Here is a 12,134-nt window from a genome sequence, read left to right as displayed (position 1 = left end):
GATCTGTGGATCGGATCGCCTTCCCGCAAGGGCCCCCGGGGCCGAAGGCTATCCGCCGCCGATCTTGGGTATCAGGAACACCTCGCTGTCCGGACCGACCGGCGAGAACCAGGCGTCCTGGTGGATCTCGCCGTCGATGGCGAAGGCCATGCGCTTGTCCACGAACGCGCCCAGGCCCGGGAAGCGGGCGTCGAGGGCGGCGATGATCTCGCGCACCGTGCCGGCCTCGACCTCGAACTCCGAGGCGCCGCCGGTGTAGGGCCAGCATTCGCTCCCGGCGACGACCCGGGCCACGGTCAGCCGCCCTTGGCGTCCAGGGCGGCCAGCACCTTGGGCGGCGAGATCGGCAGGTCGGGCATCCGTACGCCGATGGCGCCGCGGACGGCGTTGGCCACCGCGGCCAGCGGCGGCACGATCGGGACCTCGCCCACGCCCTTGGCCCCGAACGGGTGGCGCGGGTTCGGCGCGGTCTCCACGAGGATGGCGTCCAGCATGGGCAGGTCCGAGGCCACCGGCATCCGGTAGTCCAGGAAGCCCGCGTTCTCCATCCGGCCCTCGGCGTCGAAGATGTACTCTTCGTTCAGCGCCCAGCCGACGCCCTGGGCGACGCCACCCTGGACCTGGCCCTCGACGTAGCTGGGGTGGATCGCCTTGCCGACGTCCTGGGCGGCCGTGTAGCGCACGACGCTGACCTGGCCGGTCTCGGGATCGACCTCGACGTCGCAGAGGTGCACGCCGAAGCCGGGGCCCGCGCCCTGGGCGTTGATCGTGGCCTGCCCCGAGATCGGGCCGCCCGTGCGCGCGGACTGCGCCGCCAGCGCCTCGAGGCTCAGCGGCGCGCGGTCCTTGGCGGCGTCGAGGCAGACGGCCTTGCCGCCCTCCCAGGCCACCTGGTCGCGGGGGACGTCCCACAGCTTCGCGGCGCGGGCGCAGAGCTCGCCGGTTACCTTCTCGGCCGCCTGCACGACCGCCATGCCGGTGGCGAAGGTGACGCGGCTGCCGCCGGTGAGCATCGAATAGCCGATCGAGCTGGTGTCGGCGATCATCGGCCGGACCTTGTCGATGGGGAGGCCCAGGGTCTCGGCGGCCATCATCGCCATCGAGGCGCGGCTGCCGCCGATGTCGGGATTGCCGGTCACCACGGCGGCGCTGCCGTCCTCGCCGATGTGCACCGCCGCGGTGCTCTCGCCGCCGACGTTGAACCAGAACCCCACGGCCACGCCGCGGCCCTGGTTGGGGCCGAGCGGCGTCTTCCAGTGCTCGCTCTCGCGGATGGCGGCCAGGGTGTCGAGGTAGCCGATGTTCTGGAATGTGGGGCCGTACGAGGCCTTGGTCCCGTCCTTCACCGCGTTCTTCTCGCGCAGCGCGATGGGATCCATGCCGAGCTTCAGCGCCAGCTCGTCGACGGCGCTCTCGACCCCGAAGGCCGAGATGGGGGCGCCGGGCGCGCGATAGGCGGCTACCTTGGGGGTGTTGGTGACCACGTCCCAGCCGACGATGGAGAAGTTCGGGATGTCGTAGCAGGCGAGCGCGGTCATGGCGCCCGCGCCCACGGGCGAGCCCGGGAAGGCGCCGGCCTGGTAGGTCAACTCGACGTCGGCCGCCACGATCGTCCCGTCGGACTTCGCGCCCAGCCGCACGCGCACGATGCCGCCCGAGGTGGGGCCGGTGGCGCGGAACACCTCCTCGCGGCTCATGACCATCTTCACCGGCCGGCCGCTGGCGCGGGAGAGGGCCAGCGCCAGGGGCTCGAGGTAGACGGTGGTCTTGCCGCCGAAGCCTCCGCCGATCTCGGCCGGCGTCACCCGGACGTCGGAGATGTCGAGGCCGAGGAGCCGGGCGCAGAAGGTGCGGACCATGAAGTGGCCCTGGCTCGAGCTCCAGACGTCGCAGCGGCCATCCTCGCCCCAGGCCGCCACGCAGGCGTGGGGCTCGATGTAGCCCTGGTGCGTGGCCTTGGTGGTGTAGCGGCCCTCGACAACGACGTCGGCGGCGGCGAAGCCCTCGGCCAGGTCGCCGCGGGCGAACCGGTGCTTCTTGGCGATGTTGGACGGCCGGTCGGGCCGGGCCTCGAGCCCTTCGGTGAACAGGTGGTCGTGCAGGACCGGCGCGTCGGGCGACATCGCCGCCTCGACGTCGATGACGTGCGGCAGGACCTCGTAGGTCACCTTGATGCGCTCGAGCGCGGCCTCGGCGATCTCGGTCGAGACCGCGGCGACGGCGGCGACGGCGTGGCCGTGATAGAGCGCCTTGCCGCGCGCCATCACGTTCAGCGACAGGTCGCGCAGGTTGGCCGCGGCCTCGCCGCCCTCCAGCTCCTCGGAGGCGAGGTCGGGGAAGTCGGCGGCGGTGACGACCGCCTTCACGCCGGGGAGGGCCCGGGCCTTGCTGGCGTCGATGGACACGATGCGAGCGTGGGCGTGCGGGCTGCGCAGCACGCGTCCGACCAGCTGCCCGGGCATGTTGAAGTCGGCGCCGTAGGCGGCTCGGCCGGTCACCTTGTCGGCGCCGTCCGGGCGGACCGGGCGGCTGCCCACGATGCTGAGGGCGGCCTTGGCCGGCTTTTCCAGCGTCTCGCTCATGCGGCTCTCTCCTGGCGGAGCTCGGCGGCGGCATCCAGAACCGCGCGGATGATCTTGTCGTAGCCCGTGCAGCGGCAGAGGTTGCCCGCCAGCCAGTACCGCGCCTCGGTCTCGGTGGGGTCGGGATTGGCGTCGAGCAGCGCCTTGGACGCCATCAGGAGGCCCGGCGTGCAGAAGCCGCACTGCAGGGCCGCGTGCTCGAGGAACTTCTGCTGCAGGGGGTGGAGATGGCCGCCCTGGGCCAGGCCCTCCACCGTCTCGATCCGGCGGCCCTCGGCCTCGGGGGCGAGCATCAGGCAGCTGCAGACCACGCGGCCGTCGACGATCACGCTGCAGGCGCCGCAATCGCCCGAGCCGCAACCCTCCTTGGTCCCCGTGAGGTTCAGGTCGTCGCGCAGGGCGTCCATCAGCGTCGCGCCCGGACTGGCCAGGAACTCGACGGGATCGCCGTTGACCGTGGTGGTCACATGGATCTTGCTCATCGCACGCCTCCCGCGCGTTCGAAGGCGATCAGCGCCGCGCGCCGCGCCAGGACTCCGGCGATCCGGGTCCGGTATTCCGCCGTGCCCCGCTTGTCGCTGATCGGACGGCAGACGGCGCGCACCGCCGCCTCCATGCCGGCCAGCGCGGCGTCGTCGAGACGGCCGCCCACGAGGGCCCGGCCCGCCTCGGCCGCCAGCAGCGCGGTCGGCGCCACGGCGCCCACGGCCACGTGCGCCTCGGCCACGCGGCCGCCCTCGTCCAGGACGAGGTTCACGCCCGCGCCGGCGACGGCGATGTCCATCTCGGTGCGCGGGATGAGCCGAAGGTAGGCGTCGCTGGCCCGCGCCGGACGGGGCGGGAGCCGGAACTCCAGCACGAACTCCCCGGGGGCCAGGGACGTCTGCCCGGGTCCGGTGGCGATGGACTCCACCGGCGCCTCGCGGCGGCCGCCGGGTCCGACGATGACGCAGGTGGCGCGGGCGGCGATCAGAGCCGGCACGCCGTCGGCGGCCGGGGAAGCGTTGCAGAGGTTGCCGCCCAGGCTGGCGCGGCCCTGCACCTGGGTGGAGCCGATGAGCGTGGCGCCCTCGACGACGCCCGGCCATGCGCGCGACAGGGCGGCGTGCTCGCCCAGCACGGCCCCCGGCGTCGCCGCGCCGATGACGAAGCCGCCCGACTGTTCGCGGACGCCGATGGCGCCGGCGACGGCCTTGAGGTCGACGACGACCGCCGGCCGGGTCCGTCCGGCGCGAAGCTGCACTAGGAGGTCGGTGCCGCCCGAGAGCGGCCGGGCCCCGTCCCGGGCCAGCGCGGCGGCCGCCTCCTCGGCGCTGGATGGAGCGAGATAGGCGAGCTGAGTCACGGAGCCTCCGCTGCAGGGGGTCGAGTGTCCGACGCCGGCCCCGGCCCGGCCATCGGACGCCACATGATCCCGCGCGACCCAACGTCACGCAAGCGGCGGCGCGAGGTCGGGAACCGGGATCGTCACAATTCGCGTTCCGGCACTTGGCGCAGCTTAGGCGAAGCGCCAGATGGAACAGCGATGGCCGAGTCATTCGAGAAGCAGCGTCCACTTTCCGCCATCCTGGCCGATGTCGCCCACCACGACGGCGCGCGCATCTCGGTGGCGGAGCTGACGCAGCTGTTCGGCGGGCGTGCGATCGGCGCGCTGCTGTTCGTCTTCGGCCTCGCCTGCATGCTGCCGTTGCCGCCGGGGGCCACCACCATCTTCGGCTTCCCGCTGGTGGTGCTCGCGCCGCAGCTGATCATCGGGGCCTCGGCGCCGTGGCTTCCCGCGGGGGTGAAGGACCGGACCATCTCCACCGCGGACCTGAAGAAGACCCTGCCGCGCTTCGTGGGATGGCTGCGTCGGGTCGAGGCGGTCTCCAGGCCGCGGCTGGCCCTCTTGTTCGGCCCGCTGGGCGAGCGGCTGATCGGGGTGGTCTGCCTGGCCCTGGCCCTGGTGCTCATCCTGCCCATCCCCGGCGGCAACATCCTGCCCGCCCTCTCGGTCTCGGCGCTTTCGTTCGCGCTCATCCAGCGCGACGGCGTGATCGCCCTCGTGGGCTACGCGATGGCGATCACCTCGGCGTCCATCCTGGTGCTGGCGGCCCACATCATCGTCCGCACGTTTACCCACTTCTGGGCGGTCATTTCAGGTGCTTGACACCTTTAGGAGCGAGGCGCGTTGTCATGCCCATGCAAGTCCAAGTCACCGGTAAGCACGTCGATGTCGGCGAGGCTCTGAGAAGCCGAGTCGCCGACGAACTCTCCAACTCCATCTCCAAGTACTTCGACCGCGACGGAGGCGGGGCCGATGTCGTGGTGAGCCGCGAGGGGGCCGCCTTCAAGGTGGACTGCGCGGTGACCCTGGCCTCGGGCCAGCAGCTCACGACGCACGGCGTCGGCAACGACGCGCACCTGGCGTTCGACGCCGCCCTCGAGAAGATGTCGAAGCGGATCCGGCGCTACAAGAACCGGCTCAAGGACCACTCCATCGCGGCCAACGCCAAGCAGGCCGAGAGCGCGGCCTACTTCGTGATCGCGGCGACCGACGACGAGGACGAGTCCGACGCCGAGCCGCCGGCCCAGAGCTTCTCCGAGCCCATGATCATCGCCGAGACGGAGAAGCCGATCCGCACGATGACCGTTTCGGGGGCGGTCATGGAGCTGGATCTGACCGAAGCTCAAACAATCGTGTTCCGCAACGCCGCGCACGGCGGCCTTTCGGTGGTATATCGCCGCCCCGACGGGAATATCGGATGGATTGATCCGGAACGGACCAGGAGCCGTAACGGATCAGGAGACGGGTCCGGTCCGGCCCACTAGTTGCATTGCGGCCGCAGGCGGCCCGCGCGTCCGGCGGGCCCTTCGGAATTGGGGTTGCTGTTCAAGACCATGCATATCGGTGAGCTGCTGGATCGCTCGGCGATCTCCATGCGCGCGAGCGCAGGCAACAAGAAGAAGGCGCTGGCCGTGATCGCCGAGATCGCGGCGCGGAACTTCGGCCTCGACGCGGGCGTGGTGCTGGAGGCGCTGGCCGAGCGCGAGGCCGCGGGCTCGACCGGCGTTGGCCACGGGGTCGCGGTGCCGCACGCGCGGCTCGCGGGCCTGCAGCGGATGCGGGGCGTGTTCGTCCGGCTCGAGGCGCCCGTGGAATTCGAGTCCGTGGACGACCAGCCGGTCGACCTGCTCTTCGCCCTGTTCGCCCCGCCGGACGCCGGCGCCGACCACCTGCGGGCGCTGGCGCGCGTGTCGCGGCTGCTGCGGCAGGGCGATCTGCGCGAGCAGCTGCGCAAGGCGCGGTCGGCCGACGCCGTTCACGCGCTCCTCGTCCAGGACGCGCACCGCCCCGCCGCCTGACCGCCGATGGCGGGGGGTCGGCTTTCGCGGCGCTCCCTGCTGGCCGCCACCGCCGCCGGCGCGGCGGCCTCCGGCCCGGCGGCTCACGCGGCCGGGCCCAGGCCCAACATCCTCTGGCTGGTCAGCGAGGACAACAATCCCTACGTCGGCGCCTACGGCGACCGGCTGGCGCACACGCCGACCATCGACAGGCTCGCGGCCGGGGGCGTGCGCTTCGCGAACGCCTTCTCCACCGCCCCGGTCTGCGCGCCCTCGCGCTTTGCGCTGATCACCGGGGCCTATCCCGAGACCTGTGCGCCGGCCCAGCACATGCGCGCCGTCGCCCGGCTGCCGGCGTCGTGGCGCGCCACCCCACAGGTGCTGCGCGACGCGGGCTACTTCTGCACCAACAACGCCAAGACCGACTACAACTGCGACCTCGACCCCACGGCCATCTGGGACGAGCACGGGGGGCAGGCCCATTGGCGCGCGAGGCCGCCCGGCAAGCCGTTCTTCAGCGTCTTCAACTTTGGCGCGACGCACGAGTCGCAGGTCTTCCGGCCCACGCCCGGGCGCGTGAAGCCGCAGGACGTGCGCGTGCCGGGCCATCTGCCCGACACGCCCGAGGTCCGGCAGGACATCGCGTCGTACTACAACCTGATGGAGCGGATGGACGGCGAGCTGGCCAGGCGGCTCGCCGAGCTCGCGGCGGACGGCCTCGCCGAGGACACCATCGTCTTCTATTTCGCCGACAACGGCGGGGTGCTGCCCCGGTCCAAGCGCTACTGCCACGACGCCGGTCTGCGCGTGCCGCTGGTGGTCATGGCGCCGCCGAAGTGGGCGCACCTGCTTCCGGCCCTGCCGGGCGGGACTGTCGAACGCGCGGTGAGCCTGATCGACCTGCCGCCGACCGTCCTGGCGCTGGCCGGCGCGACACCGCCGCCGCAGATGCAGGGCGCGGCGCTGTTCGGGACGCGGGCGCCGGCGGCGGGCCGCCACGCGTTCGGCATGCGCGGGCGGATGGACGAGGTCTACGACCTGGTGCGGACCGTCACGGACGGGCGGTGGCGCTACATCCGCAACTACATGCCCCACCTCGCCGCGGGCCGGCACGGCGCGTACGAGTGGCAGTCGGCGGCCTACAGGTCTTTGGAAACGGAGCATCTGGCAGGCCGCCTGACGCCGGCGGCGCGACGCTTCTTCGAGTCCCGGCCGTACGAGGAGCTGTACGACCTTCGCGCCGACCCCGACGAACTCGAGAATCTGGCGGCGTCCCCTCGCGCCGCAGGGGTCCTGGCGCGGCTGCGGCGGGCGCTGGATGCGCACATGCTGGCCATCCACGACAACGGCTTCATCCCCGAAGGCTCGCCGCTGGAAGGGTTCGCGGAAAGCCGCGCCCCGGGCGCCTATCCGCTGGCGCGGATCATAGCCCTGGCCGCCACGGCGGCGCAGCGCGACGCGAAGAACCTGCCGGCCCTGCGCCGGGGGCTGGCCGACGACAACGAGGTGATCCGCTACTGGTCCGCGTTGGGGATCGCCATGCTGGCGCCTGCGGCGGCAGGGGGCGCACGGGCCGAGGCCGAGGCCCGCAGCCGGATCGAGCCGTCCCCGCAGGTGCGGGTCGCCCTGGCGGCCGCCATCGGCGCCTCGGCGCCCGGAACGGCGGCCATCGCGCTGGCGCGCCTGCTGGACGAGGCGCCCGCGCCGCGCGTCAGACTGCAGGCGCTCAACGCGCTCGAAGACCTCGGCCAGGGGGCGGCCCCCGCGCTGCCGGCCGTGCGCCGGGCCCTGGCGGCGGGCGGCGACGAGTACATCCGCAGCGCGGCGCGACGGCTGGAGCTGCGGCTGACCGGGCGCTATCGGCCCGACAGCCTCATCTTCGGAGGGTAGCTCGGGGTCAGTGCACCGAGACCGGCGCGAGTTCGTGGGCCAGCGCCGCGGCCACCGCCGCGTTGCGGTCGGTCAGGACGGCGAGCCGTTCGCCGTCGGCGCGATGCACGGCGTAAAGGGTCTGCTCGGGGTCGAGCTCGAAACTTTCGATCTGCGCCGCGGGCGTGCTGGCGATGATCTCGGCGGCCTTGATGGGCCGGACATAGACCAGGTTCGGGGCGCCGAGCGCGGCAAACGCTTCCATCGATAGAACAGGTGTCATCATGACCACCTCCGGGGGGCACTAACGCTTCGAAAGGCCACGGGTTCAGTCTGCCTTTCCTTTGGCGGGACCCGGGCAATTCCGGCGTCCCAGGCTTCTAGTCTTCGGTGGAGCTCAACTTCGGGTTCGGATCGGGATCGATTGAACGCGCAGTTCGGGCTCCGGCCGGGCCAGGTCGATGTGGAGCAGGCCGTGCTCCAGGGTCGCCCCCTCCACCACCATGCCGTCCGCCAGGACGAAGCTTCGGACGAAGCCCCGCGCGGCGATCCCGCGGTGGAGGTAGGAGTCCTCGGACTTTCCCGCGGCCCCCTCCCGCTTGCCGGCGACGACAAGCTGGCGGTCCTCGACGGTGACGCTGAGCTGGTCGGGGGCGAACCCGGCCACGGCCAGCGTGATGCGCAGGGCGCCGTCGCCGATATCCTCCACGTTGTAGGGGGGATAGCTCTCGGCGGCCGCCTTGGCCGCCCGCTCGATGAGGCTTCGGGTATGCTCGAAACCCAGCAGGAACGGACTGTCGAAGATCAGGCTACGGTTCATCCAGACGGAGTCCTCGAAAGAAGCGACTCTCCGGTCGAACCGCCCGGTATCGGCTCGGTGCAACCGGACGCTGTTCAGATGGTATGAGGCCCGGCCAATTGCAACGGTCCTACGACCGCAGCCCGAACGCCCACGTGCGCTGGAGGATGAAGGACAGCGCCGGCGTCGCCACCGCCACCACCGCGAGACCTGCCCAGAACGGCCAGCCGAGACGCTGGACGAGCAGCCACGTCAGCGCCTGGGTGAGGGCCAGGCCCGCCAGCGAGACCACCAGGAACCGCACGAACTGCGGCCCGTGCATCACCGGCCGCCGGAAGGTGAGCCAGGCGTTGCCGAAGTAGGACGCGCCGACGGCGCAGAGATAGCCCGCGAGGTTGGCCTGCAGGGGCGCGAGGCCCGCCGCCTCGCGCGCCGTCAGGGCGGCGGCCACATGGATCAGCGTCGCCGCGGCGCCGACAACGGCGAAGAGCGAGACCTGGTGGACCAGCGGCCTTTCGGTCACGGCCGTTCGGCGATCAGCAGGATCGAGACGCCGAACGGAAGGCTCCCGAGCCGGAGCAGCGCCGTCTCCGCGCCGAAGACCCCGCGCAGGAGGCGGTTGGCGAAGGCCGGCGGCAGCGCCTCGTCGTCGCCCTTGAGCCCAGCGGCCCCCTTCAGCGCGCGCACGGCCGCGATGGGCGGGAAGAGCAGGGTGTTGAAGTGGGTGGCGCGGCGCACCTTCAGGCCGGCGGCCTCGAACAGGCGCCGATAGGCCGGCAGCCGGTAGCGGCGCTTGTGGTGATGATGCTCGTCGTGCTCGCTCCACATCCACGGACAGGCCGGGACGGTGGTGACCAGCGCGCCGCCGGGCTTCAGTCGCGCGGCGAGCGCGGCGACGGCGCCGGCGTCGTCGTCCACGTGCTCGATCACGTCGAAGGCGGCGATCAGGTCGAACGGTCCGCCGAGGTCCGGCAGGCCGGCCGGGAGCAGCCCCCCCTGCACGGTCACGCCCGACCGCTCGGCCGCGTAGGCGCGCGACTCGGCGTCGGGCTCGATCGCCTGGACGTCGCCGAAGGCCTTCAGCAGTTCGAGGTTGCCGCCGGTGCCGCATCCGACCTCGAGGATCCGCGCCGGCCTCGGCAGCGGCAGGCGGGCGATCTCGGACGACAGGATCTCGCGGCGCGCGGCGAACCACCAGTGCGTCTGCTCGAGCGCGCGCATCCGATCGTAGACCTGGCGCTCCATCAGTCGAACCCGACGCGGTCGCGCACGAGGTAGATGGGCCGGCCCTTCACCTCCTGGTACATCCGCCCGATGTACTCGCCGAGGACGCCGAGCGCGATCATCTGCAGGGCGAAGGCGAACAGGATCACCACCATCAGCGAGGCGTAGCCGGGGACGTCGCGGCCGACGACCAGCACCCGGATCACGATCGCCAGGGCCGCCAGCAGCGCGACCACGGCCGAGCCCACGCCCACCAGCGTCCAGACCCGCAGCGGCGCGGTGGAGAAGGACGTCATGCCGTCCAGGGCGAAACGGAACAGGCGCCGGTAGGGCCACGAGCTGCTGCCCGCCGCGCGCAGGGGCCGCGTGTAGGGCACGCCCACCTGCCGGAAGCCGACCCAGGCGAAGAGGCCCTTCATGAAGCGGTTGCGCTCGGGCAGGCGCTTCAGCGCCTCGACGACCGCGCGGTCCATGAGGCGGAAATCGCCGGTGGAGGCCGGGATGGCCTGATCGGCCACGACGTTGAACAGCTGGTAGAACGCCCCGGCGCTCCAGCGCTTGGCGCGGGTGTCGGAGGAGCGGTCGGCCCGCACGCCGTAGACCACGTCGTAGCCCTGTTCCCACAGGCTGATGAACTCGGCGATCAGCTCGGGCGGATCCTGCAGGTCGGCGTCGAGCGGCGCCACCATGTCGCCGCGGCACATCTCCAGTCCGGCGGTCAGCGCGGCTTCCTTGCCGAAGTTGCGGGAGAGGCCGATCAGGCGCAGGCGCGGATCGGTCGCGGCGCGGGCCTGCAGGCGCGCCCAGGTGTCGTCGCGGCTGCCGTCGTCGACGCAGACGATCTCCAGCTGGACACCCAGCCCGCCAAGGGTCTCGTCGAGGCGCTGGAACAAGAGGTCCAGCACCGGCGCCTCGTCGTGCATCGGGATGACGAGGCTCAGCGTCTTGCCGTGGCGTGTGCGCAAGGCGTCGCTCATCGCCGCGCTCCCGGACTTGCGAGGAGGCCCAGCGCCGCGACGCCGAGAAGCAGGGCGAGCGCGTTCGACGGGAAGATGTAGCGGGCGTCCGCGGCCGGGCCGGCGACGAAGAGCAGCGCCGGGTAGGCCAGGGCGCCGGCCAGGATCGCGAGCAGCAGCACCGCGTGGGCCCGGGCGCGCAGCGCCGCGGCGAGGGTCAGGACCGCCGCGAAGAGATAGAGCCAGAACGGCCGCCGGGGAAACTCCGGCGCGGCGCGCTCCACATAGCCCGACACCCGCGCGGCGAGCTCGGGGCGTGCGAGGCGCAGGCCGAAGGGGTTGGCGTCGATGCCGCCGTGCACCGGATAGAAGACCTCGGACTTCAGCATGCCCATCTGCTCGGCGGCGACCGCCGAGCGGTGCGCCAGGTAGCAGGCCGGCTCGGCGGTGACGAGCTGCGTCCAGACCCGGCCCACCTGGCCGCCGGCGTCGGTTTCCATCAGCTTCGGGACCCCGGGCTTGGGCTTCAGCGTGAGCAGGAGATGCCGCGGGTCGTAGGCGCGGCGGATCTGGGCGACCGTGATCGGCTGGCCGTTGGTGACGCCGCGGGGCAGGTAGTTGACCCCGGCGCAGGCCGAGACGCCGATCACGTCGAAGAGCTGGGTGCCGGCGATGTTCCGGGCGTCGGGCATCCGCACCAGGTCGGGAAGGCGCCACTGGGTCGAGGCCCAGGCGAGGCCCAGGCTCGCGACGACCAGGGCCAGCGTCGCCGTGCGGGCCGCCAGCGGCGCGGCGTTCGCCAGGAAGGGCCGCCAGACCATCAGGAGGAGGGCCGGGGCGACGAGCACCAGGGCGTTGTAGCGGAGCCCCACCGAAAGCCCGAAGGCCACGACGGCGAGGGCCAGGAGCGGCCATGAGCGCGCGCGCGCCGCCTGCAGCCAGAGACCCAGCCCGAGGACGGCGAACCCGCCGGTGGGCACGTCGCGCCACTGCGCCATCATCGACCCCAGGAGGGTCGGGAAGAAGACGAGGCCCCCCGCGAACAGCGCCCAGAGCGTCCAGGCCAGAAGCCGGCGGGCGACCAGGCTGTGCAGGACCAGCGCCGCGCCGAACAGCAGCGCAAAGGTCTGGAAGAGGAGGACGCCCCAGGTGTCGGCCCCCACAGCGCGGCTGACCACGAACATGTAGGTGTGCAGCGGCGGCCAGAGGCTGGTGCCGACGCCGTAGCGGGCCTGCTCGTAGGCCAGCAGGCTGTCGTACGACATGAAGCCCGGCCAGCTCGGCCAGGCGAACGCGACGGCGGCCAGGGCCGAGAACACCGCCGCGGCGAACCACGGCGCCCGGCTCAGCGCGTCACGGGGGGAGGCGGGCGGCGCCATG

At 72.4% G+C, this 12,134-nt stretch carries 14 protein-coding genes; 4 read left to right on the top strand and 10 right to left on the bottom strand.

Going from position 1 to position 12,134, the window contains the following annotated elements:
• Positions 1 to 48 precede the first annotated feature (48 nt).
• Genes AC2D8W_RS11775 through AC2D8W_RS11760 form a run of 4 tightly spaced genes read right to left on the bottom strand, consistent with a single transcriptional unit; the run spans position 49 to position 3,927 of the window.
• Complete coding sequence (locus tag AC2D8W_RS11775; protein WP_293480415.1) at positions 49 to 294, bottom strand: MoaD/ThiS family protein; 246 nt, start codon at positions 292 to 294, stop codon at positions 49 to 51.
• A gap of 2 nt (positions 295 to 296) precedes the next feature.
• Positions 297 to 2,582, bottom strand: coding sequence for a xanthine dehydrogenase family protein molybdopterin-binding subunit (locus AC2D8W_RS11770; protein ID WP_484671690.1), 2,286 nt, complete (start codon positions 2,580 to 2,582; stop codon positions 297 to 299).
• Positions 2,579 to 3,064 carry a (2Fe-2S)-binding protein gene (locus tag AC2D8W_RS11765; RefSeq protein WP_293480411.1) on the bottom strand — a complete coding sequence of 162 codons (486 nt, stop codon included), beginning with the start codon at positions 3,062 to 3,064 and terminating at the stop codon, positions 2,579 to 2,581. The genes AC2D8W_RS11770 and AC2D8W_RS11765 overlap by 4 nt, the downstream gene beginning before the upstream one ends.
• Positions 3,061 to 3,927 carry an FAD binding domain-containing protein gene (locus tag AC2D8W_RS11760; RefSeq protein WP_293480409.1) on the bottom strand — a complete coding sequence of 289 codons (867 nt, stop codon included), beginning with the start codon at positions 3,925 to 3,927 and terminating at the stop codon, positions 3,061 to 3,063. Before AC2D8W_RS11760 ends, AC2D8W_RS11765 begins: the two co-directional genes overlap by 4 nt.
• 180 nt (positions 3,928 to 4,107) lie before the next feature.
• On the opposite strand from AC2D8W_RS11760, the gene AC2D8W_RS11755 reads away from it, so the two are divergent.
• The 4 genes from AC2D8W_RS11755 (at position 4,108) to AC2D8W_RS11740 (ending at position 7,796) form a co-directional block, all read left to right on the top strand.
• Positions 4,108 to 4,731 carry an exopolysaccharide biosynthesis protein gene (locus AC2D8W_RS11755; protein ID WP_293480407.1) on the top strand — a complete coding sequence of 208 codons (624 nt, stop codon included), beginning with the start codon at positions 4,108 to 4,110 and terminating at the stop codon, positions 4,729 to 4,731.
• A gap of 32 nt (positions 4,732 to 4,763) precedes the next feature.
• Positions 4,764 to 5,393, top strand: coding sequence for a ribosome hibernation-promoting factor, HPF/YfiA family (gene hpf / locus AC2D8W_RS11750; RefSeq protein WP_484671847.1), 630 nt, complete (start codon positions 4,764 to 4,766; stop codon positions 5,391 to 5,393).
• Between the two features lie 69 nt (positions 5,394 to 5,462).
• Positions 5,463 to 5,927 carry a PTS IIA-like nitrogen regulatory protein PtsN gene (gene ptsN, locus AC2D8W_RS11745; RefSeq protein ID WP_484671689.1) on the top strand — a complete coding sequence of 155 codons (465 nt, stop codon included), beginning with the start codon at positions 5,463 to 5,465 and terminating at the stop codon, positions 5,925 to 5,927.
• A 6-nt stretch (positions 5,928 to 5,933) separates the two neighbouring features.
• Positions 5,934 to 7,796 (top strand): sulfatase-like hydrolase/transferase, encoded by a 1,863-nt coding sequence (locus AC2D8W_RS11740; RefSeq protein ID WP_484671688.1) that lies wholly within the window; start codon positions 5,934 to 5,936, stop codon positions 7,794 to 7,796.
• A gap of 7 nt (positions 7,797 to 7,803) precedes the next feature.
• Here AC2D8W_RS11740 and AC2D8W_RS11735 read toward each other — a convergent pair whose 3' ends face one another.
• The 6 genes from AC2D8W_RS11735 to AC2D8W_RS11710 form a co-directional block, all read right to left on the bottom strand.
• A complete protein-coding gene (locus AC2D8W_RS11735; RefSeq protein ID WP_293480400.1) occupies positions 7,804 to 8,061 on the bottom strand; it encodes a DUF1150 family protein in 258 nt (85 codons plus the stop codon).
• A 111-nt stretch (positions 8,062 to 8,172) separates the two neighbouring features.
• Entirely contained in the window at positions 8,173 to 8,595 is a 423-nt protein-coding gene (locus tag AC2D8W_RS11730) for an Hsp20 family protein (protein WP_293480398.1), read from the bottom strand.
• Between the two features lie 109 nt (positions 8,596 to 8,704).
• Positions 8,705 to 9,097: a GtrA family protein gene (locus tag AC2D8W_RS11725; protein WP_293480397.1), complete on the bottom strand. Its 393-nt coding sequence runs from the start codon at positions 9,095 to 9,097 to the stop codon at positions 8,705 to 8,707.
• Positions 9,094 to 9,819 (bottom strand): class I SAM-dependent methyltransferase, encoded by a 726-nt coding sequence (locus AC2D8W_RS11720; protein ID WP_484671687.1) that lies wholly within the window; start codon positions 9,817 to 9,819, stop codon positions 9,094 to 9,096. Before AC2D8W_RS11720 ends, AC2D8W_RS11725 begins: the two co-directional genes overlap by 4 nt.
• Positions 9,819 to 10,775: a glycosyltransferase family 2 protein gene (locus tag AC2D8W_RS11715; protein ID WP_484671686.1), complete on the bottom strand. Its 957-nt coding sequence runs from the start codon at positions 10,773 to 10,775 to the stop codon at positions 9,819 to 9,821. Before AC2D8W_RS11715 ends, AC2D8W_RS11720 begins: the two co-directional genes overlap by 1 nt.
• Positions 10,772 to 12,133 carry a hypothetical protein gene (locus AC2D8W_RS11710; protein WP_484671685.1) on the bottom strand — a complete coding sequence of 454 codons (1,362 nt, stop codon included), beginning with the start codon at positions 12,131 to 12,133 and terminating at the stop codon, positions 10,772 to 10,774. The genes AC2D8W_RS11715 and AC2D8W_RS11710 overlap by 4 nt, the downstream gene beginning before the upstream one ends.
• Position 12,134: the final 1 nt, after the last annotated feature.

The sequence above is a fragment of the Phenylobacterium sp. T106 genome (genome assembly GCF_057219735.1).
The sequence above is the reverse complement of the archived record's forward strand: the minus strand, read 5'-3'. Positions and strand labels throughout refer to the sequence as shown.